The sequence below is a fragment of the Mycoplasma tullyi genome (assembly GCF_014068355.1).
Classification (GTDB): Bacteria; Bacillota_I; Bacilli_A; order Mycoplasmatales; family Mycoplasmoidaceae; genus Mycoplasmoides; species Mycoplasmoides tullyi.
In genome coordinates, this window is the sequence record NZ_CP059674.1 from 488843 (window position 1) to 513799 (window position 24957).

At 31.6% G+C, this 24957-nt stretch carries 12 protein-coding genes and 1 tRNA gene; 1 reads left to right on the top strand and 12 read right to left on the bottom strand.

Going from position 1 to position 24957, the window contains the following annotated elements; translation table 4 throughout:
* Window positions 1–7: 7 nt before the first annotated feature.
* From yqeH to H3143_RS02040, 5 genes are all read right to left on the bottom strand, one after another.
* Window positions 8–1105, bottom strand: a complete 1098-nt coding sequence (gene yqeH / locus H3143_RS02020; protein WP_182078550.1) for a ribosome biogenesis GTPase YqeH — start codon at window positions 1103–1105, stop codon at window positions 8–10.
* Window positions 1098–3488: a DNA topoisomerase IV subunit A gene (gene parC, locus H3143_RS02025; RefSeq protein WP_182078551.1), complete on the bottom strand. Its 2391-nt coding sequence runs from the start codon at window positions 3486–3488 to the stop codon at window positions 1098–1100. The genes yqeH and parC overlap by 8 nt, the downstream gene beginning before the upstream one ends.
* The gene (gene parE / locus H3143_RS02030; RefSeq protein ID WP_182078552.1) at window positions 3488–5389 is read right to left on the bottom strand and encodes a DNA topoisomerase IV subunit B; all 1902 of its coding nucleotides are present in this window, start codon (window positions 5387–5389) and stop codon (window positions 3488–3490) included. The genes parC and parE overlap by 1 nt, the downstream gene beginning before the upstream one ends.
* 71 nt (window positions 5390–5460) lie before the next feature.
* Window positions 5461–5760 (bottom strand): HU family DNA-binding protein, encoded by a 300-nt coding sequence (locus H3143_RS02035; protein WP_182078553.1) that lies wholly within the window; start codon window positions 5758–5760, stop codon window positions 5461–5463.
* Window positions 5761–5789: 29 nt separating this feature from the next.
* The gene (locus H3143_RS02040) at window positions 5790–8210 is read right to left on the bottom strand and encodes a hypothetical protein (protein WP_228444760.1); all 2421 of its coding nucleotides are present in this window, start codon (window positions 8208–8210) and stop codon (window positions 5790–5792) included.
* Between the two features lie 366 nt (window positions 8211–8576).
* Here H3143_RS02040 and H3143_RS02045 point away from each other — a divergent pair.
* Window positions 8577–8650: transfer RNA gene (locus tag H3143_RS02045), tRNA-Thr, on the top strand.
* 199 nt (window positions 8651–8849) lie between these two features.
* Here the strand turns inward: H3143_RS02045 and H3143_RS02050 are convergent.
* The 7 genes from H3143_RS02050 to H3143_RS02080 all read right to left on the bottom strand — a co-directional run bounded on the left by H3143_RS02050 (window position 8850) and on the right by H3143_RS02080 (window position 24718).
* Window positions 8850–10949 (bottom strand): FIVAR domain-containing protein, encoded by a 2100-nt coding sequence (locus tag H3143_RS02050; protein WP_182078555.1) that lies wholly within the window; start codon window positions 10947–10949, stop codon window positions 8850–8852.
* A gap of 317 nt (window positions 10950–11266) precedes the next feature.
* Complete coding sequence (locus tag H3143_RS02055) at window positions 11267–13378, bottom strand: FIVAR domain-containing protein (protein ID WP_182078556.1); 2112 nt, start codon at window positions 13376–13378, stop codon at window positions 11267–11269.
* Window positions 13379–13697: 319 nt separating this feature from the next.
* Window positions 13698–15677, bottom strand: a complete 1980-nt coding sequence (locus H3143_RS02060) for an FIVAR domain-containing protein (RefSeq protein WP_182078557.1) — start codon at window positions 15675–15677, stop codon at window positions 13698–13700.
* 262 nt (window positions 15678–15939) lie between these two features.
* On the bottom strand, window positions 15940–17883 hold the full coding sequence (locus H3143_RS02065) for a hypothetical protein (RefSeq protein ID WP_182078558.1): 1944 nt from the start codon (window positions 17881–17883) through the stop codon (window positions 15940–15942).
* 249 nt (window positions 17884–18132) lie between these two features.
* Window positions 18133–20073 carry an FIVAR domain-containing protein gene (locus H3143_RS02070; protein ID WP_182078559.1) on the bottom strand — a complete coding sequence of 647 codons (1941 nt, stop codon included), beginning with the start codon at window positions 20071–20073 and terminating at the stop codon, window positions 18133–18135.
* 331 nt (window positions 20074–20404) lie between these two features.
* Window positions 20405–22369 carry an FIVAR domain-containing protein gene (locus H3143_RS02075; protein ID WP_182078560.1) on the bottom strand — a complete coding sequence of 655 codons (1965 nt, stop codon included), beginning with the start codon at window positions 22367–22369 and terminating at the stop codon, window positions 20405–20407.
* 303 nt (window positions 22370–22672) lie between these two features.
* Complete coding sequence (locus H3143_RS02080; protein WP_182078561.1) at window positions 22673–24718, bottom strand: FIVAR domain-containing protein; 2046 nt, start codon at window positions 24716–24718, stop codon at window positions 22673–22675.
* Window positions 24719–24957: the final 239 nt, after the last annotated feature.

A 24957-nucleotide genomic window follows, 5' to 3' on the forward strand; every position in this document is an offset into this window, starting at 1 on the left:
TGTTAATTTAGATTAGTGCTGTGTTTAACAAATAACTATCAACTTTGTCTTTTTGATAAAGTTCTACTTTATCAATCCCTTTATTAAATTTGATTAAACAGATCCCATTAACTAATAAGTTATCTTTATTTGGACCAATCTGATAAGTATTGGTATGATCATTATTTAGATAAGTGAATTCTTTTAAATCAGTAAATATCTGGGATAACTTGTTATCAATTAACTGTTCGTTTTTACTTGAGGTGCGATGGATCCTTAATGCGGTTGGACAATAGAAGGTGATTGAGGTTTTATTAACATCTTTTTTAAGATGAACTTTTAATTTAAAAAAGTCTTCGCAATAAAACAACTGGTCTGAAGTAATCTGATAAGTCACCGGGTTTTTTCATTGGTATGAAACCAATCGTTTGATTCTTTTAGGCGCTAGATCATAAAACCCGTTAGACTCATCCAAATATCCAGGAGTGTCTAGTAAGCAAAACTCCCGCCTTTTAATTTGGTTAATTTGTAAGGTAGTATTTAAATATGGTGAAGTGGTTAGTGCTAACTTCTTATCAATATTATTAAGTTTTAATAACTTATTAATTAATGAAGATTTACCAACATTTGATTGACCTAGAAAGATTGCTTTCTTACGTTTTTGATAAGCATTTTTCATTAACCGATCAATCTTTCTTAGATCATAAGTAAGATAGATCGAATTGAATAAGATTTGATTGGGGCTGAATTCGATCCCATGATCTTTGAAATTATCAATCAAACGATCTTTAATAACTGATAGATTATTCTTTTTTGCCAAATAATCGATCTTATTAAAGATTAAATAAAATGCATTCGCATTCATCGATCGTTTGATCATTTCTAAATCAAAGATGAAGTTGGTGGGATCAACCAGATAAAAAACACAATAATTATCTAATACTAAAGTATTTAGATAATTTTCTACATCTTCTTTTTTAACGGTTAATTTTTGATCGATCTTCTTGTAGTGTTTAAACTGGAAACAACGTTTACACAACTCAAACCTGTTGATGTCAAGACAATATCCTAATTCATTAGGATCGGTCGATAAATAGTTACCACAGCCACTACATTTCTTATTCATAATTTAGCTTATTTAAGAAAAAACCTTTGTATTCATCTTTTCAATCATGATATTCAGATGATAGATTCCCCACCATGATCTGGTTTAATTCTAGATTAACTAATTCATTATTAGAATCAAATCCGTATAATGAACACTCTTTTTTGTTTAATAAATATCCATTAACTAGTGGTGATTTATTTTTACCTAGACCGATGTTCTTACCTTGGGTGGCACGTGATTGGTTTTCAATCAATGAAACTTTAAGTTTTTTGATCTGTTTATTCTTAACTAAAACTAACTGATCAATTGAGTTATTAATCTGATCAAAACCAATCACGTGGTCGTTATTTTTAAGTTTAATTCCCCTAACACCCATTGATTTAAGACCAGTTAGATTAACTTCGTTAATGAAAAATCTTAGTGCGTAAGCATTTTTGGTAAGAATGATGATCTCTGCGTTTTTGTCACTAATCACATTAGCACATACTAGTTCATCATCATCTTTAAGACTCATACAAGTGGTCGGTTTAGTTGATTTGATGTTGTTTAAATCAGCGACACTGATTTGCTTGATCATTCCATATTTACTAACCAAAGCGATCTGATCATTAGAATCATTTAATTCAACTAACTTAATGATCTTTTCATTATCTTTAATCGTGGTTAGTTCATTAATGTCCATACCAATTTCACGTGGTTTGGCTTGTTTAATCTTATGTGCATTTATTACTACCACATTACCATAATTGGTAATAAATGCGACCTTATTAAGTGAACTAACCTTGATTAGATCACTTAGATAATCATCCTGTTTGATCTTTAAACTAGTTGGGTTTAGTTGCTTAGATTGATCAAAAGCGATTGTTTTGATCAATCCATCAACTGAACTGACTAGATATAATTCTTTTTTCTCAATGATGCTAGCTTCATTGATCACAAGTTTTTCAATATTACCACCAATAGTAGATCTTCTTTTAGTGTTAAATAATTTCTTATAACTTCTTAAGATCTCTTTTAAATGATCATTTAAAGCATTTTGATCATTTAAAAGAAGTTGGTATTGTTTGATATTAGTATCTAAACTCTTCTTTTCTTCTTTTAAAGTTAAGATATCAGTATTTGTTAATCGATACAATCTTAGTGAAACGATTGCTTCTGCCTGAATAGTTGAAAACGAATACTGATTGATCAGATTATTGATTGCATCTTGTTTATCTTTAGATTTTTTAATGATCACAATAATCTGATCAATAATACTAGTAGCTTTAATCAACCCGTTGATTACTTCTAGTCGTTTTTGATCTTTCTTAAGATCAAAACCAATCGCATTTCTTAAGATCGTATAAGCATGGTTTAGATAACTATCCAAATAGTTAAAGATCGACATTTGGATCGGTTTTTTTTGATCAATTACAACGTTGTTAAAACTGTAATTGATCTGTAGTTGAGTGTATTTGTATAGGTAGTTCTTGATTGTATTCAACACCTTGTCATCTTTGGTGTTGGTTTCAAGAACAATTCTTATTCCAAATCGATCTGATTCATCTCTTACTTCTTCAAGTTGGGGTAACTTGTTTGCTTCAATAATCTCTTCGATTGAACGAATAATGCTAGCTTTATTCGTTTCAAACGGGATATCAGTTACTACTAAATTCTTATTTTCATTAACAATATTTGCTCGAATAACAATCTTACCCTTACCAGTTAGATAAGCATTTCTAATTCCATCATCATCAAGAATAATCCCACCAGTGGGAAAATCTGGTCCTGGCATTAATTTAAGAATTGATTCTAACTTGCAGTTAGGTGAATCAATTCGATGAATAATCACATCAATTAACTCTTTTAAGTTAAATGGTGGGATATTAGTAGCATAGCCAGCTGCAATCCCAGTTGAACCATTAACTAACAAGTTTGGTAACAAACTTGGTAAGATTGTAGGTTCAGTTTCACTATCATCGAAATTATTAACAAAGTTAACGGTATCTTTGTTAATATTTTCAAGCATCAGATTACCATAATGAGATAATCGTGCTTCAGTATATCTCATAGCAGCTGCATTATCACCATCAATCGAACCATTATTCCCTTGCATATCAATCAAGGGAATATTGTTCTTTCAGCTTTGAGTCATACGCACCAAAGCTTCATAGATCGATGAATCACCATGGGGGTGGAACTTCCCAATTACTTCACCAACAGTAGCAGCTGATTTACGATAAGGTTTGTTGTAGTACAATCCTAGATTGTACATCCCATATAAAACCCGTCTTTGCACGGGTTTTAGTCCATCTCTGATATCAGGCAACGCCCGTTCTTGAATAATGTACTTAGCATACCTTCCAAAGCTAAGTGACATGATATCATCAAGATCTTTTTGAAATACCTTTTTCTTATCCATTATTCTTCAATACTAAAATCAACATTTTCGTTAATTCAATTTTTTCTAATTGAGGCATCATCACCCATTAAGATACTAACCTTACGCTCAGCTTGAACTGCGTTTTGAATTGAAACTTGGATTAGTTGGCGTTTAGCTGGATCCATGGTTGTGGTTCAAAGTTGTTCAGAGTTCATCTCACCAAGTCCTTTGTAGCGTTGAACTTCATATGAACCATATTTTTCTCTTAGTTCATCTAGTTGGTAATCATCCCAAGCAAATGAGAACTTATTAGAGTTTTTAGCACTAATCTTATAAAGAGGTGCTAGTGCAATATACACCTTACCTTGTTCGATTAGTTCTTTCATATATCTATAAAAGAACGTTAGTAATAATACTTGAATATGGGCACCATCAGTATCAGCATCAGTCATAATAATAATCTTGTGATACTTCAAGTTTTTGATATTAAAGTTGTTGCCAATCCCACAACCTAGACAACTAATAATTGACAAGATCTCTTCATTTTTCAAGAGATCTTGTAAGCGTGATTTTTCAACGTTTACCACTTTACCTCGTAGTGGTAAGATTGCTTGGAACTTTTTATCTCGACCTGATTTAGCAGTTCCACCCGCTGAATCACCTTCGACTAAAAAGATTTCGTTTTGTAATGGATTTTTTTGTTGAGCTGGGGTAAGTTTTCCATACAAAACCCGTTCAGTTTTAGCGCTTTTTAGCTTCTTGGTGTTTTCTTTGGCTTTTTTGGCAGCTTCTTTAGCTTCTTTAATCAGTTTAAATCGTTCGATTAACTGCTTAGCATCAGTTTGATTTTCTTCTAGAAAATAAAACAGTTGTTGACTTAAGATCTTTGCAACTACAATCTTAGCTTCTTGAGTAAACAACTTGTTTTTAGTTTGCCCTTCATAAGCAATAATCTTCTCAGGTACTTGAACGCTTAAAACAACGCTTAAGCCTTCTTTGACATCACTTCAATCAAAGCCTTTGTCTTTGTTGTTAATTAGTTTATATTTCTTAGAATAATCATTAATCGTTTCAAGCAATGCTTGCTTGAAACCGTTTTCATGACTACCACCTTCAGACGTTTTAACTGAGTTAGCAAATGAAATGATTAGATCAGATTCACTATCAGTGTATTGAAAACAGCCATCAACAACGATCTTTTCATATTCACCTTTAAAGGGAATAATCTTTGAGATCATTTTTTTACTTTCATTGACATACTTTAAGTATTCTAAGATCCCATCTTTAGCAATGAAAGTTTGGGATAACTCAGGATGATTCTCGTCAACAAAAACGATCTTTAACCCTTTAAATAAGAACGATGACTCATGTAATCGTTCTTTAATCATATATGCATTAAATTGAATATTTTTAAAGATCGTTGGATCGGGTCAAAATTGGACGATCGTACCATGTTTAGTACTAGTTGCCACCTTTTTTAATGGCTGAACAATCTTCCCACCATCTTGGTAGATTGATTCATACATCCCACCATCGCGATGAACGGTAACAATCAACTTTCTTGACAATGCATTAACAACTGACGCACCCACACCGTGTAGACCACCTGAAACCTTATAAGCTTGGTCATCAAATTTTCCACCAGCGTGTAGAACTGTGTACACCGTATCAACTGTTGATAAGTTAGTTGATAAATTCTTACCAACCGGAATTCCTCTACCATTATCAGTAACAATGATTGAACCATCTTTTTTGTGCACGACTTCAATCTTGTTGGCTGAACCATTTAGTGCTTCATCAACAGCATTATCAAACAATTCTCATACTAAGTGATGTAATCCTCTAGTATCAGTTGATCCGATGTACATCCCAGGACGTTTTCTTACTGGTTCAAGTCCTTTTAGTACTTTAATATGTCTTTCGTTGTAATTTGATCCCATAAAGCTAATTATAAAAAACAAATACTTTTAATGATCAGCTCATTAAAAGTATTATTGAAGATTTTGATTAACTATTTGTGTGAATCAACTGCATCAGTTAAGATCTTTGAAACAGTAAACTTAACTTTTTTACCAGCTGGGATTTGGATTCTTTCTTTAGTTTTAGGGTTGATACCAAGACGTGGTTTGGTTGCTACTAGTCTAAACTTACCAATATCAAACACTCTCACTTCTCCAGTAGTAGCTAATTCTTTAGCTAATACTTTTTGTAAAGAAGTAATAACCAAACGGATATCTTGAACTTTAAGGTTAGTTTCGTCTGCAATTTCTTTAAGGTATTCAGCAGCGCTTAATGATTTGATTTTTGCCATAGTATATATATTTTAGATTATTTTAATGATTATTGAATTTGTTTTGTTAATTTAATTTCTGGATCTCAACTTAGAGCATCTTTTGCCATCTGTTGATGGAATAGATCAATTGTAGCTAGTTTTTTATTAGTGGTTGTAAAACTTGGTTGATCTTTTAGTTCTTTTGAATTAGGTTGATCAACGATTTGTTGTTCAACTTGTGCTTCAACTTTTTGTTCAGTTTTTTTAGTTTTTAACTTTTTGAATCGTTTGAATTTATTAGGTTTTTGTGTTTCAACTTCTTGTTCTTGTTCATGCATTAATAGATGATCATTGATTGAAACAGTTTTTTCTACTTCTACAACTTCATCAACTTCATCTTGAGCAACCATCTTTTGTTTGATATTTGCTAATAGTTTTGGGTATTTTCTTTGGATTAATAAGAAGTAGATTAGTGCTGACACAATTAACATCACAACAACAAAAGCAATTATTAAAACTGGAATAAATCATCGCTCAATTGACAACTTAAAGTTTTCATCAAATGTTAAGAAGTTGTTATTACTCACAACTGGTGAAACAACAGCAGCATGATTTACTAAATCACCTTTTTTAAAGTTAGCTTGAATACTATTATCTTTAATCGTTAAGAACTTAAAGATGAATGTTACATTACCTAGTACTGAACTATCTTTGATCTGTACATCATAAGGTAGTTGTTTGTATTTAGGATCAAACCCATACAGATCAAAGATTGCTTGTTTAGTTTGAGCAACAGTTCTTTCATCATCTAATAATCTTTTGATCTCAGTTGGGGTTTTATCTAATAAAGGTGAGTTTTTGTTGTAATGAACTTTGATGTCGCTTGCGTTTACTTGTTCAAACCCAAATAGGTTGCGATCTAATAAATTAAGTTGTTTTTGTTGATACAACAATTTAATTTGTAAATTGATTGTACCTAGATTTTCATCTGCATTATAAGATAGGTTTCAATTATTATCTTGGTTAATCTTAGATTGGTTTTCAAGTTTTTTATAAAACTCTGGAATTACTAAGAACTTATCAAAGTCAGTTTGACTTTGGGCTTTTGCATATACTGAAGCAAAACTAGTTTGATATTCATTAGTATTCATTTGATCAATTAGTTTTACTTCATCAACATAGATTGGCACAACGTTTTCATACAGATCTGATTTGTTCTTAAAATCAGCTAAGCTGAATTTAACTAAACCATCAGTATAGATGTTGCTATTATAAAAGACTGAGAATGTTAGATCTTTTTGATCAAAGATGATGTTAGTGATCTTGTCACTATTTTGTTTGAAGAAGTCATTGCTATAACTTGAAGCAACATCTTTAAATGTTGGTGCTGTTAAGATCCGATCTTTTTCAAAAGGGTATAAGGTTAAATTACTTTTTTGTTTGTTAACACCAACAATCCCCTCACCCTTAATAAAGATTAGATCTGAGAAGTAGTTTTCATTGGGAATTGTACCAATCTGACCAAATTGGTCGATTGGTGAAACTGAATAATACCACATTCTGGTGGTGTTATCGTTGCTGAAATAATATTGCACATAGATCGCATTATGATCAGCATCATACACCATTGAATTGATCTTGCGATTGATATCAAAACTAGCACCACCAGGAACATACGTACCATTTTTGATATTAATTAGTTGCGAACCAACTAATTGATCGTTCTCATCAAAGAAGTTGATGCCAGTAAACAGTGCACCATTAATTGAGTATGATTTAACGATCTTGATACTTGTAAAAGCTTTGTTGATCGCTGGAATGTTTTGCACTTCAAAACTTCCATTGCGATTATAAACAACTGCTTTAAGTTGGTTATTATCAACACTAAAGCTAACAATTCTAGCGTTTTGAATTAAATCGTTTTTTTCATCACCCTGAGTTGATAGATAAGCAGCAACATTACTAGCAACTCTTTGGGTAGAAATCGCTCAACCATGTTCTTGATCAATTAAACCAGTATTTAAATCAATTGGGTAGTAAATCGCATTGTGTAAGTCATCTGTAGCAACAAATCCTTTGGTTGGATCATTATCATCAACAAAGTATAGGTGTTTATAATCATTTGTTAATGTGATTGCTTGCAGTTGGTTATTAAGTGAATCATAAACACCTACTGTTGTTTGTTGCACCAGTTTTCTTTGGTTTTGATCAAATACAACAGTGTTGTTTAATCTAATGTAGTTTTTACCTAGAAATAAAGTTTGATCGTTATCAATCTTTTTATATTGAGATAGATCGTTACTTCATTTTTTTGGTTGTTGGTTTTGATTAACTTCATCAGCAACTAAAGTAGCTGATTGGTTAGTTAATCTGTAGTTGGTGTTATTTGAACTAGTTTTGTTAACTACTAAACCAGTTGTTACACCGATTAGTGGTAGTGCTACTAAACTACCGAATAAAATACCTTTTGCGATTTTTTTGATTTTCATACTTGTAATCATATGGTTGTGCCATTATTATAATGTCGAAAAAATCGCTTTTCAAGAGGTTTTAATTGGCTTTTTTTCTTAATAATATTATTTATATTATTAATATTTTTAGAGAAGTTTTGGGTTGAGATTATCGGGTTTTTTAGGAGGGATTTTGCTCCCTATATAATAAGGAAGTGAAACCTAATTAATCTTGATTCAATTAAGTTGTTAGTCAAGATCTGGCGATTTGTTATACGGTTTTAGTCGCAAGATCGGTTTCAACCTATGAAATACGCTTCTTAAAATAAGCTAGATTAACTATTTTTAAAACTAAATCACACCTAAAATAAAATTAGTTATAATTAATTGCTAAAATTAATTAAAGCCGAATTAGTTTAGTGGCAAAACAGATGCATGGTAAGCATCAAAGACAAGTTCGATTCTCGTATTCGGCACCATTAATAGATTAATAATTTCTTAACCCATCCATGATCATTGAATGGGTTTTTTTATTTTCTAGAGAACAGTATAATTATCTAGATCTAGTTTTATTTTTTAGTAGAAGTTTTTTCTACTTGTGAGAATAAAAAAACATCAGAAAACTGATGTTTTAATTTTGATTTAAGTTGAGTATTTCAACACCCAACAATAAATTTATTAACTTTGGACTTCTGCGCCTGCAGAACTAGATTCAGCGCTAGTTGGTGTAGTGGTATTTAAAGTAAATGTTAAATTACCTACATATGGAGTGTCTGCATTACTAACATCTGACAAAAGAACCTTGTTTAAACCTTGTTTTAAGGTTAAAGTTCTTTTCATTGTACTAGTAACAATAGATCCTTCCATTTGTGTATTGAATTCACCTAGAGTATTTCAATTACCTTTACCTGTTGCACTAACACTAACAGAGTTAGTAGTGTTGGTAGTGTTATCAACAGACAATTTTAAATTTCTATTAGTGCTTGTTAGGTAAGAACCACTAATGTAATATTCACCTTCTTTAGGAGCGTTTACGTATATCGTAAGAGTTCTTTGACTTGTTTGTGTAGTTGGACCATCAGTTCTAGTAGATCTATTAACAAGAGCCCTTTGTCCAGGTCCACCAATAAATCCAATTAAATAACTTGTAGCACTAGTTTGTTGATCTGCAGCTGTACCAGCTGTATTGGTTGAATAATTAAATTCATAAACGTATGTAGATCAACCAGAAGCAAGTCCATAACCTTTTAATAGATCTACTGTAACAGATGTTCGGTTGTCACTTGTAGTAGCTGTATTTCCAAAGATCTGATCATAAATTTTTGTTTGACTATCTGGATTTGAAGTAATATACATATTACCAATCAATGGGGCTACTTTATTAGTAGGTTCTGTTGGAAGACTAAATTCAATTGTATTTTGACCAAAATTTAAGTTTGTTAATGGAATTTTAGCTACATTAATGTTATCAACAGTTGGCGTTTCAATCATTGTAGCAACTTCAGGCATCGCTGGATTAGCATTAGAATTTTCTCCGTTTGTTCCATCAGAACCAGCAGTAGCCTCTGTTGCTTCATCATTTGCAGCTCTAGATTGTCCGCTAGCTGCAGGAGAATTTGCTTGAGCTGTCATCTTAAAATGAACAGCTTTTACACTTCCATCATTTAATTTATATTGAAGCGCAAGATTGCCTGAATCAGCAGTTTTAACTAATTTATAAGGGAAGTATAAATGCGCAGTATTTGGACCATAATAATCAAAAGTGATTGTATATTTTGTTCCCATTCCACCTAAACTATAAATTCAAGAAACATCGTTTGAAGTAACAGGAGAAGAAACTAAGCTGGTATTACCAGCATTACTCATTCAAACCTTTCTTTGAGCAAAGTTTAAGTTTTGTAGATTTGTGCTACTAGCACCAGTTGTTAGATCAACACTGTAACCTGCAAAACTTCAGTTTGCAGGTTGTTCTTGTGTTGTTGTACTAGTTTCTGTAAATAATTTGGTTTTAGATAAAGGATTTCCTTCAAAATTGTCAAACTTATCTGCGTTTTGTTTTCAATCTGGAAGTTTTGTTAGAGCTTCTGTTAAATCATCGTTAGCTTTAGTAATGGCTGCAACATCAGGCATCGGATCTGAGAAAGAATCTAATTTCTTAGTTGTTATCCCACTTCCTATATTAAACAAATTGGTAACATAATCTTCAATGCCTTTGTATTTATTTTCTGTTAAACCTTCTAAAGTTTTAGTTTTAGATAACAACGTAGTTTTTAAGTTGTTATATGCAGTTACCAAAGGTAAATGAGCATTATCAAATGCTTGTTTATCGCTTGCAGCTTTATCGATTGCAGTTTGCAACGTTGCTTGAACAGACTTCAGCTCTTCTACTGTCGGATTTGCATTTTGTGATGCATTTTTAGCAGTTTGATATGCAGATTCTAAAGTCATTTGAATCCCAGCATAATCAGAATACAAAGCAACCTTATTAGTTTCGGTATCAAGTAAATCCATTAGTGATTTTTTAGCTGATGCTAATTGTTGAGCTGAAACATCAACCATGCCTTGATCACCACTTGGATTAGTGTTTACTTCAGACATTTTACCCTGCATACTTCTATCATTATTAGAAGAGTTTGGGTTAGTAGTGTTTGGTTCGGAAGTAGTAATACCTGATTTTGGAACCGGCGTAATCGCTTGAGTACAGCTTGCAGCTGCTAACATCACAAACGAGCTTACACCTAATAAACTAACAAACTTTAAAATGTTTTTTCTTTGCACTTAAAGTTAAAATAATGAATTTGTCTGACTACATATTCATTAAAAGTGAGTATATAAGTTCAATAAAGAACAAATTTAAATTTATTGTCATTTAGAGAGAATTTGTCGGTTGACACAACCTGTCTAAGAGCTTCTTCTTCTTCTTCTTCTTCTTCTTCTTCTTCTAGAAAATAAGGGTTTTGATTGTTATTGCGCTAATATCATAATCACTTTTTTATAAAATCTTTAACACTCGAACAAAAAAACATCAAACCGTTATGTCTGTTTGATGTTATTAAATTTATTCAACTAATTTACTGCTTGTAAATATAAATATTTTATCTTGCGTCTGAAGCTGAAGGGTTTTGATCAGTCATGCGCATTTCAGAATTAGCTATTGTCATTAACGTAAAAGTTAAATTACCAATATAAGGGGCATTGGTTTTATCTTGTTCACTACTTCCACCTGAAATAACAATCTTATTTAATCCTTTTTTAAGTTTTAAGGTTTTTTTAGTTCCCATTACAGTTCCACTGTTTCCATTTTGATTATCAGCTTTAGAACTATCAAAGTCACCTAACGTATCTCAATTAGTTTGTTTACTAATAGTTAAGCTAACTGCATTATCACCGTCTCTTAAGAATTTTAATCCTCTCATCGTGTTAGTATTACTTGAAAAAATATAAGAACCACTAATGTAATAATCTCCATCTATTGGTGCATTTACATAGATCGTAAGCGTTCTATGTTCATTAGTTGTTGAAGGAGTTGAAATTCGGTTCATAACACTATTAGAAACAGTTCTTTGATCTGGTCCTGAAATATATCCAATTAAATAATATGGAGTGTTTGCTGGTGAAGCTGGAGACGAACCATTTGCATGGGTTAGATTAGTAAATTGCCCAATATATGTAGATCAACCAGCAGCAAGACTATAACCTTTTAATAGATCAACTGTTACTGATGTTGTATTATCATTTGTATTACTTGTGTTACCAAAGATTTGATCATAAATCTTTGATTGACTATCAGGATTTGAAGTAATGTACATATTACCAATCATTGGAGCAACTTTACTAGTTGGAACACTAAATTCGATCGTATTAGAACCAAACTTTAAATCTGTTAATGTAAGTTTAGCTACATTAATGTTATCAACTGTTGGAGTTGGATTCATTTCAGTGGTTGGAGATGACATCTCGTTCGCACCTGGAGTTTCAGAAGTGGCTCTAGTTTGAGGATTGCTAGGTGAGCTTGCGTCTGTGTTAACAACTACGTTCATAGGTGCAGGTTGAACCGGTTGGAAATTAACTGATTCTGCACTAGCATCGTTTAGTTTATATTGAAGTGCTATTGAACTAGAATCAGCATTTTTAACTAACTTATAAGGGAAATATAAATATGCATTTTTGGGACCATAATAATCAAATGTAATCGTGTATTTAGTTCCATCTCCTGATAAACTATAAATTCAAGAAACGTTTGTTGTTGAAGTAGGAGAAGCAACCGGACTAGTCAAACCACTACTACTAGATCAAACTGTTCTTTGAACTAAGTTTAAGTTGGAAAGCGCAGTATTAGAACCTGATGAACCAGAAACATCAACACTATAACCTACATAACTTCAAGTTGATGGTTGGTTTTGATTAGTTGCATTGTTCCCTACAGATAATTGAGATCTAGAAAGAAGTTCATCTTTAAAATCATTGTACTTATCTGCATTTAACTTCCATTCTGGAAGTTTTGTTAGAGCAGTCATTATATCGTCATTAGCTTTCTTAATTAGTTCTATTTCAGGAACTGTTCCTTCAATAGAATCTAATGTACGAGATGTTATATCACTTCCTATAGTGTATGCATTACTAACATAATCTTTAATTCCACTGTATTTATTTTCAGACAATCCTTCTAAAGTAGTTGTTTTAGATTGTAGAGTAACTTTTAACTGGTTGTATGCAGTTACCAAAGGTTGATGAGCATCATCAAATTCTTTTTTATCATTTGCAGCTTTTTCAATTGCATTCTTTAGTGCTGCTTCTGCAGATTGTAGAGTTTCTAATGTTGGATCTGTGTTATCTGTTGCAGCTTTTGCATTATCATATGCTGATTTTAAAGCTTTTTGAATCTTGGCATAATCAGAATATGAAGCAACGTTATTGGTTTCTGTATCAAGTAAATCAGTTAATGATTTTTTAGCAGTTGCTAATTGTTGAGCAGAAGGATCAATGATACCTTGATCACCAGCTGGATTGGTGTCTGCTCCAGACATTGGATCCGACGCACCTCTATCATTACTAGAAGAGCTTGGGTTAGTGGTATTCGGGTCTGCAGTAGTAGTGCCTGATTTAGGAACTGGCGTAATCGCTTGAGTACAGCTTGCAGTTGCTAACATCACAAACGAGCCAACGCCTAATAAACTAACAAACTTTAAAATGTTTTTTCTTTGCACTTAAAATTAAAATAATGAATTTGTCTAACTACACATTCATTAAAAGTGAGTATATAAGTTCAATAAAGAACAAATTTAACTTTATTGTCAATAAGAGAGAATTTGTCGGTTGAGCTAACCTGTCTAAGAGCTTCTTCTTCTTCTTCTTCTTCTTCTTCTTCTTCTAGAAAATAAGGGTTTTGATAATCATTTCTTGGATTTCAAAACGTTAATTTAACTTTTTCATAAAAAACATCTAAATCTTTTACAGATTCAGATGTTAGTAACTTTTTTAGCTTATTAGCTTCAATTAAAATTTCGGTATCTAATTTAATAGGTATTACATTGCTGGAGGATTCTGATTTTCTGAAGAACCATTTGACATATCACTATTTAAAGTAAATGTTAGATTTCCAATAAATGGAGTATCACCATCTCCACTAATAACTATTTTATTAACACCATCTTTAAGTTGTAATGTTCTATTGCCGTTGGTACCAACATTACTATAAGTTGTATCAACACTTGTATCAAATTTTTCTAACGTGGTAAAGCTTGTTCTTGATCTTGCACTAATAGAGACTGAACTAGATTGTTCTTCTGATTGGAATTTTAATGTTCTAGCTTGACTATTAGTAGTAATGTATGATCCACTAATATAATAGTGACCTGCTGCTGGAGCGTTTACGAATATTGTATATGTTCTATTTGTTGTTCTTGCAGATGGACTTTTAATTGGTCCAGCAACATTACTAGCTAAAGTTCTTTCACTAGATCCTGCAATTAATCCAACTAAATAACTTGGGGCACTTAATCGTTGACCAGTATTCATTGGATCTGAACTAAGTAAATTTTGGAACTGACCAACATATGTTGATCAACCAGCAGTTAAACCATAACCTTTTAATAAATCTACAGTAACTGAATTTGGGTTATCATTTGTATTCCCAAAGATTTGATTAGTTATTTTTTGTTGACTATCACTATTCGAACTAATGTACATATTTCCAATCATTGGCGCTACTTTACTTTCGCCTGTTGGAAGACTAAATTCAATTGTATTATCTCCAAAGTTCAAACCAGTTAATGTAATCTTAGCTACATTAATGTTATTAACTGTAGGTGTTGGCCCGTTAGCTGTTGCTTCACTACCAAATGTAACTGGAGTTGGTGTAGGTGCTTCATTTAATTTGTATTGTAATGCAACATTGCTCATATCAGCAGACTTAACCAACTTATAAGGGAAGTATAAGTAAGCTGTAGAAGGACCATAATAAGTAAATCTTAAGGTGTATTTAGTTCCTTCTCCAGCTAAACTATAAATTCAAGAAACATCTGTAGAAATAACTGGATTTGTAACTAGACTAGTAATCCCGCCATTACTAGATCAAACCTTTCGTTGAACAAAGCTTAGATTTTGTAAACTAGTTGATCCAGTTGAAGGAATATCAACACTATAAGCAGTAAAACTTCAGTTTGAAGGTTGGTCTTGAGTTTGAGTAGATTCAGACATCGATGTTAATTGAGTTTTAGACAACGGATTATTTTTAAAATTATCAAACTCATCTGCATTAGTTTTTCATCCAGGAAGTTTTGTAATAACATCTCTTATATCTTCATTTGCTTTATTAATAGTTTGTGCAGTTAGATCAGTTGTCATAAAAGAATCTAACTTCATAGATATTATTCCATTACCTGTAGTAAATACTTCACTAACCTTATTTTTAATAGCACTGTATTTATCTACATCTAATCCTTCTAAAGGATTAGTGTTAGATTGTAATGTTGCTTTTAATTGATTGTATGCAGTTACTAATGGCTGATTAGCACTATCAAAGGTTTGTTTATCGTTTCGTGCTTTATCAATAGCTGATTGTAGTGTTGTTGTTATGGATCTTAGATCATCTAATGACGCATTAGTATTTTGTGATGCAGTTTTAGCTGTATCATATGCTGATGTTAAGAATTTTTGAATATTGGCATAGTCTGAATATATAGCAAGATTCTTACTTTCGTTATCAAGGAAATCTGTTAAAGATTTTCTAGCAGAAGCTAGTTGTTGATCGACATTGTCAGTTTCTGCACCTCCACCAGCTGAAGGATTGCTCATTTCTGCACCACTAGTTGGAGGAGTGATAGGGTTTTCATTAGGTGTGGTGTTTGCCATAACTCTACTATTATTAGTAGAGTTAGGATTAGTACTAGTAGAACCAGAATTAGGGATCAATGAAATTGCTTGAGTACAGCTTGCAGCTGCTAACATTACAAACGAACCAACACCTAATAAACTAACAAACTTTATAATGGTTTTTCTTTTCATAAAAAAATCGAGTTATTTAGCTTTATTTTCCTTATAGAGAATATTCCTTACTTAGCTTTAGCGTCTAAGAGCTTCTTCTTCTTCTTCTTCTTCTTCTTCTAGAATATAAGGGTTTTGACTATTTTGTGGAGACTATAAGAACACAATTATGCTTTTCACACAGAAAAAATACCAGAATTATTAATTCTGGTATTAATATTTCTTTTAAATTATTGGGTTTCTCTATTAAATTTAATTTTTTATGTTGTTTATTATTTTTACTTTAAGAAGCACTATTCAAAGTAAATGTTAAATTACCTATAAAAGGAGTATTATCATTTCCAGAAAGAATTATTTTATTAAGACCTTGTTTAAGGGTTAATGATCTATTTCCATTATTAAGAACGCGGCTTCGATTCGTATTAGCGGTATCATTTGTATTGCTTGTATCGAATCTTTCTAATGTTGTAAAACCTGTAGCCGAGGTTACACTAATCGTTACTGATTTAGTAGTATCGCCGTTTGCTTGGAATGTTAATGATCTTTGACTTGTATCTGAAATATACGATCCACTGATATGATATTCACCTGGCGATGGTGCATTTACGTATATTGTAAGAGTTCTATTTAGTCTATCTCTTCTTGGTTGTTTGGCTGGGCTAGAAATACTAGTGTCAAGTCCTCTATCACCAGTTCCTCCAATAAATCCAACTAGATAACTTGGAGTGCTTATTTTTGAACCAGAAGGTCCAGTTGAATCAAATAAATCCTTAAATTCACCAATATATGTTGATCAACCAGCAGCAAGACCGTAACCCTTTAATAGATCAACTGTAACAGAGGTATTATTTGTCTTTGTATTTCCAAAGATCTTATCATGAATTCTTGGTTGACTTTGGAAATTTGAAGTTAGATACATATTACCAATCATTGGAGCAAATCTATTTTGACCTGTTGGAATACTGAATTCAATCGTATTTTCACCAAAGTTTAAATTTGTTAATGTGATCTTAGCTACATATATGTCAGGAACAGTCGGAGTAGGACCATTTACATCTACTCCATCACCAAAATTAATTACAGTTGCTTGAGTTGCATCATTCAATTTATATTGAAGTGCTGTTTGATCATTAGTTTTATATCTTTTATAAGGGAAATATAAATAAGCAGTTGAAGGACCATAATAAGTAAACTTAAATGTGTACTTGTCACCTGTTCCACGTAACCCATAAACTCAAGAGACGTCTGTTGTTGATTCAGGAGTGGCAACTGGACTAGTAGTACCATTATTATTAACTCAAACTTTTCTTTGAGTAAAACCTAAGTTTTCTAGATTTGATGCACCATTTAAAGAAACACTATAGCCTGCAAAACTTCATTCTGGTGGTTGCGGTTGAGTGGTAGTTGAACTAGCTCCTTTAGTTAGTTCAGCTTGAGATAATAGTTTTTCTTCAAAATTATCGAATCTCTCCGCATTAGACTTTCATCCAGGAAGCTTTGTAAGAACTTCTTGTAACTCTTTATTAGTATTAATAAGATCCTGAGCTTCTTTATCTGTACTCATAAATGAGTCTAATGGTTTAGAGATTATTCCATCATTTATATTCTTGTATGCATCATCAACAAGTTCTTTAATACGACTATATCTTTCTTCAGACAATCCATTTAAAGTAGTTGTTTTAGATTGTAGTGCAGTCTTTAATTCTTTGTATGCAGTTACTAATCCTTGATTAGCACTATCAAATGCTTGTTTATCGCTTTCAGCTTGTTTAATAGCTGATTGTAATGTTGCTGTTATCGATTTAAGCTCATCTAATGATGCATCATTATTTTGTGATGCTGTTTTAGCGGTATCATATGCTGATTTTAAAGTACTTTCAATGTTGGCATAATCAGAATATAAAGCAAGATTCTTACTTTCATTATCAAGTAAATCGGTTAGTGTTTTTCTAGCAGAAGATAGTTGTTGATCAACATTGTTAGTTTCTGTTGTACCACCACTTGAAGGGTTGTTCATTTCTGCGCCACTAGTTGGAGGAGTGGTGGGGTTTTGATTAGGTGTGGTGTTTGCCATATCTCTACTATTACTAGTAGGATTTGGATTAGTACTAGTAGAACTAGAATTAGGGATTAATGAAAGCGCTTGAGTACAGCTTGCAGCTGCTAACATAACAAACGAACCAACACCTAATAAACTAACAAACTTTATAATGGTTTTTCTTTTCATAAAAAAATCGAATTTTTAGCTTTATTTTCCTTATAGAGAACTTTCCTTTCTTAGCTTTAGCGTTTAAGAGCTTCTTCTTCTTCTTCTTCTTCTTCTTCTAGAAAATAAAGGTTTTGACGATTTTATAATGATTATAAAAACGCAGTTTTTGCTTTTACATAAAAATATCAGAATCTTTTTTTGATTCTGATATTTGATGATTTTATTTAACTACCTTGCTACTCATCGTTAAGTTAAAGAATTTATTTTTTAACTCGAAAGAGAACTAGAACCATCCTGTCCTGAATTTGTTGAAGTACTATTTAAAGTAAAGGTTAAATTACCAATATAAGGAGCATTCATACTATCTTCAGTCCCGGGTGATATTACTACCTTATTTAAACCTTGTTTTAGTGTTAAAGTAGTTTTGTTGTTTGCAACACTGCCTTCATTTCCAGTACTATTATTAGTTTTAGATGTATCAAAATAACCTAATGTATTTCAGTTTGTTTTGCCTGTTACAGTGACAGTAACAGAGTTAGTATTATCTATAGATAATTTCAATCCTCTAGAATTGCTAGTTAAGTATGAACCACTAATATAATAATCACCATCTTTAGGAGCATTTACATAGATTGTAAATGTTCTAGCTGTATTAGTATTTGCCGGTGTGTTATTTCTATTTGGAACTGAACTTGGTAAAGGTCGTGCTACAGTACCACCAATTATCCCAACTAAATAAGTCATTGCATTAGCAGGCATTGAATTAGCTAAATTAGTAAACTGAACAACATCTGTTGATCAATCAGCAGCTAAACTATATCCCTTTAATAGATCAACAGTAATTGCAGTTAAAGTGTCGTTTATATTTTCTGTATTTCCAAAAATTTGATCATTAATCTTTGATTCACTTCCAGAATTTGAAGTAAGATACATATTACCAATCATTGGAGCTACTTTAGTATCTGGAACACTAAATTCAATTTTATTTTCACCAAAATTTAGATTAGATAAAGTAAGTTTAGCTACATTAATATCACTAACAGTAGGAGTTTTACCATCTAAGTTATTTTCTGTTCCAAAAGTAATTGGGGTTTGTGTTTCATTATCATTTAACTTATATTGCAAACCAACCATATTAGCATCACCTGTTTTAACTAACTTATAAGGGAAGTATAAATATGCTGTTGATGGTCCATAGTAAATAAAGTCTAATGTGTATTTAGCTCCTGTTTCGCCTAAATTATAGATTCAAGCTACATCTGTTAATGTTTGAGTAGATTGAGTGATTATTGTTGGTGTTGTAGCATTAGCTAAAACTGTTCTTTCAGCAAAACTTCAATTCACACTGCTACTTAAATCAACGCTATAACCTACAAAACTATAGTTAGCAGGCTGTTGCATAGTAGCAGTAGTAATACCTGTTAATTTAGTTTTATCTAATTTATATAACTTAGAGTTAGCAAAACTATCGGCATTTTCTTTTTGCTTAGTTAGCTCTTCTTGATTCATTACAGTTTGAATACTCTGACTAGCTTGTTGAATTAGTTCAACAGTTGGAATGGTGCCACTAACTGGATCTAAGGTTTGCCTAAGAATCTGTTCAGCTTGTTGATATGAAGAATTAATTTTATTCAAAATTGCGCTATATTTTGGATCCTTTAACGATGCTAAAGTAGATTGTTTTTGATTAACAGTATTTTTTAGATCATTATAAGGTGCTAATAAAGCTTTATTAGCTTCATCAAATTTTAGTTTTTCGGCATTTGCATTGTCTATAGCGGTTTGTAAAGTTGAAGTAACCTCCTTAACTTGTTCAACAGTTGCTGTTGAACTATCTGCTGTTTCTTTGGCAGTGTTATACGCAGAAACTAAATTATCTTGAATTTTTGCATAATCTGCATATAATTCAACTTTTTGACTTTGATCATTTAATAATGTATTTAAAGTAGATTTAGCGTTAGCTAATTCTTGACTAGAAACATCGATCGTACCTTGGTTGTTGCTTGGTGTGGTGTCCATGCTAGGCATGTCAACCTTATTCTCAGTACGACTTGGAGCGGTGGGATTTGTATTAGAACTTGAATCAGCACTAGTTGAACCTGAATTAGGAACCAGTGTTATCGCTTGAGTACAGCTTGCAGCAGCAAGCATCACAAATGAACTTATACCTAATAAACTAACAAACTTGATAATGTTCTTTCTTTTCATTTAAACTAAACTAATTAGTTATGCTTAATAGAATTCTATTAAGAATAGAGTATATAAAGTTCAATAAAGACCAAATTTAAATTTATTGTTACTTATGTTAAATTTGTTCGTTATTCCAAGCTTTATAGGAACTTCTTCTTCTTCTTCTTCTTCTTCTAGAAAATAAGGGTTTTGCTAATCATTTCGTGATTGTAAAAACCTAATTTCCCTTTGAGATATAAAAAACATCAGAACGATTAATTCTGACGTTTTAACCTTTTAATAGATTTAAATATTTAGTAAATTTAATTCTTCTAAGTTATTTATTTATTGTCGCATTATTTTATCTTGCCTACTTGGAAAATATTAATTTCCCTATAAACGGAGTTTCGTTAGTACCATCACCACTTATAACTATCTTATTAATACCTTGTTTAAGTGTTAAGGTTCTGTGTCCATTATCAACAACACGGCTCCTAGCCACATCAGTTCTTCTTGTATCAAACGCTTCTAATGTGGTTAAACTTGTTCTTGATGTTACAGATACTGTTAATGAATTAGAAGTACCTTCTGTTTGGAATTTCAACAAACTTTGACCTAAAGTTGAAATATATGATCCACTAATATAATATTGACCAGCAGATGGAGCATTTACAAATATTGTGTAAGTTCTATTTTGTCCGGTTGCCATCGGACTTTTAACTGGGTTATTAACAGTGCCAGCTAAACCTCTTTCATTAGTTCTTGCAATTAGTCCTACTAAGTAACTCGCATTAGTAGGTCGTAAATTTGCTGGTGTTTCACTTGGAATAGCTAAATTTTTAAATTCGCCAAAATATGTAGATCAACCAGAAGTAAGACTATAACCTTTTAATAAATCTACTAAAACAGAAGTTTGGTTACTATTTGTATTGCCAAAGATTTGGTTGTAAATATTTTGTTGGCTATTAACATTAGAAGTAAGATACATATTACCAATCATTGGAGCTACTTTAGCTGGATTACTGGTTGGAACACTAAACTCTACTGTGTTTTCACCAAACTTCAAATTAGATAAAGTAATTTTAGCTACATTAATATCACCAACCGTTGGAGTTGGTCCGTTTGCATTCGTTTGTGTTCCAAAAGTAATAGCTGTTGCTTGTCGTGCATCATTCAACTTATATTGAAGTGCTACTTGATCATTATTTTTAACTAACTTATAAGGGAAGTATAAGTAAGCTGTAGTTGAAGCGCCATAATAATTAAACTTTAATGTGTATTTAGTGTTTGTTCCAGTTAAACTATAAATCCAAGAAACATCAGGTGAACTAACTGGGTTAGAAACTGGACTAGTTGTATTATTGTTTCTAGTTCAAACCTTTCTTTGAGCAAAGTTTAAGTTTTGTAGACCTGTTGAACCAGTAGTTAAATCAACATTATAACCAGCAAAACTTCAGTTTGATGGTTGTTGACTGTTAGTTGAATTAGTTTCAGTTAATTGAGTTCTAGACAATGTCTTTTGTTCAAAATTATTAAACGCATCTACATTTTGTTTTCATCCTGGAACTTTTGTTAGAAGATCTTTGATATCTTGATTTATCTTAGTAATATTCTCAACTTCAGAAGGTGTTCCCATAAATGAATTTAATGGTTTAGATGTTATTTCACTACCTTTATTAAACACTTGATTAACACTATCTCTAATCCGACTGTATTTATTATCAGACAATCCATTTAAAGTAGTAGTTTTAGATTGTAGTGTGACTTTTAATTCATTAAATACAGTTACTAATGATCGCTTAGCATTATCAAAAGCTTGTTTATCACTAGCAGCTTTATCAATTGCTTTTTGTAAATTAGTTGTTAATGATCTAACTTGATCTAATGTTGCATTAGGATTTCTTGATGCAAACTTAGCAGTTTGATATGCCGATTTTAAAGCGCTTAGAATATTAGAATAATTTGAATATAATGCAACATTAGTAGATTCTGTACCAATTAAATCGGTTAGTGTTTTTCTAGCAGCTGCTAGTTCTTGAGCTGCAGGATTAGGTGCTACACTTCCATTTGAAGGATTATTAGTTGTACTTCTACCACTTGAAGGATTATTAGTTCTCACACCACTTGATGAATTGGTGTTACTACTAGACGCACTATTAGTAGTATTTACATCTTTACTAGCAGTGTTTGAATTTGAGTTAGATCTTGAGTTAATAGTTGAAGAACTCGAATTAGGTATCAGTGTAATTGCTTGTGTACAGCTTGAAGCTGTTAACATAACAAATGAACTGATACCTAATAAACTAATAAACTTTAAAGTGTTTTTTCTTTTCATAAAAGTTAAATTAAATGATTTGAATGCAACCCAAATCCATTAAGAATAGTGTATAAAAATAAATAAAGAATAAATTAAATTTAAATTTATTCTTCGTTATCGATAATTTGTTAGTTACTATAAAACTTTTTATTATTACTTCTTCTTACATTTGTTCTAGAAATAAAGGATATTCGCAGTTTTTCTTAGTTAAAAGAAGCTAACCCTAGTTTAGAAAAAAACACCAGAATTGATTATTCTGATGTTTTAAGTTTTTTAACTAATTAGTGTTTATTAAAAGTAAACGCGTTATTTTATTTGATCTTATGCTGTTGGTGTAGTTCCATTTTCAGGTGCAATAGTTGATGAAGCATTCATTAAAGTAAAGGTTAAATTTCCTATAAAAGGAGTGTCACCATTATCAACACCATCTACACCAGTCAAGGTGATCGCGTTAAGACCTTCGTTTAATTTTAAGGTTCTCTTCATTGTCGAACCCTCAGAAGCAGCTCTTTCAGTCATATTATCAGTTTTAGTATTAAAACGTCTAAGCGTGCTTCAATTATCAACCATCACGTTTTTAACGATAAGATCATTATTTTGACCACTTGAGAATTTTAAACCTCTCATTGGTTTTGATAAATAATCACCACTAACATAATAATCACCAGCCATAGGTGCATTTACGTAGATTGTAAATGTTCTAGACGAATTGCTATTTGTTGGGAAGTTATTAGTGTTAGTAATCGAACCAGAATTCATAATTGTACGGTTTTGATTACCACCAACTAATCCGACTAAATAAATAGGCGTATTGATAGTGGTTGAATTCATCATTAGACCGGTAAATTTACCAAAATATGGTTGTCAACTTGATGTAAGACTATAACCTTTTAGTATATCGACTTCAATTGAAGTTGAGTCTGTAGTTGTACTAATAGTATTACCAAAGATAGCATCATACACTTTATTTTGGTTTTGTAGACTCGAAGTCAAATACATATTACCAATCATTGGTGCGACTTTATTTGTAGGAACACTGAATTCAAGTTTGTTTGTACCAAATATTAAATTAGTTAATTTAATCTTAGCTACTTTAATATCACTAACTGTTGGTTTATCACCACTATCAGTTTCACTTGAACCAAAAGTGATAGCTACTGGTTGTTCACTCTCATTTAATTTATATTGAAGACCGATATTTTCAGAATCACTATTTTTAACTAATTTATAAGGGAAATATAAATAACCTGTTGAAGGACCATAGTATTCAAAAGATAAACTATACTTAGCTCCTTCACCACTTAAGCTATAGATTCAAGATACATCTGTTAATGGTTGAGAGTTTTCAGTTGCATCAGTTAACGGAGTAGTATTACCACTATTATTGTTCCAAATCTTTCTTTGAGCAAAGTTTCAGTTTGGAGTCATCGAATTTGATCCTGATGAAACATCAACACTATAACCAACAAAACTGTAATTACCAGGTTGTTGTTGAAACTGTTGAGTATTAGATACTGTAGTAGGTGCAGTTAATTGTTGGCTATTTAGTACTTGTTTAACAAAACCATCACCAAACATATCAGCATTTTGTTTTTCTTTAGTTAGTTTACTACTCTCTGTTGCTGTTGTAATATCATTATTAACTCTTGTTATGTCACTTTCAACAGGAATCATACCATCAACAGGATCTAGTGTTTTAGTTATAATCGCTTTACCTTGATCATAAACATTAGTAAGAGATTTTTTAATTCCACTGTATTTATCTGCTGATAATGATTCTAAGGTTTGAGAAAAAGTATTAAATGTAGTTTTTAAAGCGTTATAAGCAGTTACTAATGCTTCATTTTTACTATTAAAATCATCCTTAGCATTAATAGCATTTTTGATTGCACTATCTAATGCTGAGTTAGCATCATTTATTTCAGTTATAGTTGCATCAGTTTTTGTTGAAACTTCTTTAGCTGTTTGATATGCTGTCATTAAATTACTTTTAATCTTGGCGTAGTCATCATATGATGCTAGATTATTAGCTTCACCATTAATTAAAGTTGTTAGAGTCATCCTAGCACTTGCTAATTCTGGGTTGACAGTATTCATACTAGAATTGGTGTTATCGCTCATCGTTTTGCCTGTATCACCAGCTGAGCTTGAAGGGTTAGAATTAGTGTTTGAAGGATTTTGATTAGTACTCGATGATTTTGGATCAGTACTCGAAGGTTTTGGATTAGGACTTGAAGAATTCGAATCTATATTAGATTTGGAAGTAGGTACTGGAACGACCGCTTGAGTACAACTAGCAGCTGCTAAAGCAACAAAAGACCCAACACCTAATAAACTAACGAACTTTAAAATGTTTTTTCTTTTCATAAAAAATGAATAAAATAACATTAACCAAAACTATCAAAAGTAAATTGAATTTAAATAAAGGGTTAATTAAATTTAAATCTATTATTTATCATTGACAGTTTATTAATCAATACAAAATTCCCGAGAGTCACTTTTTCATTCTTTTGCTTCTAAAAATTGGGATTTTATTTATTTTTTTCTTAATACATTGAAGCTAAAGATAACTTTTAACAAAGAAAACACCAGAATAAAGGGTTCTG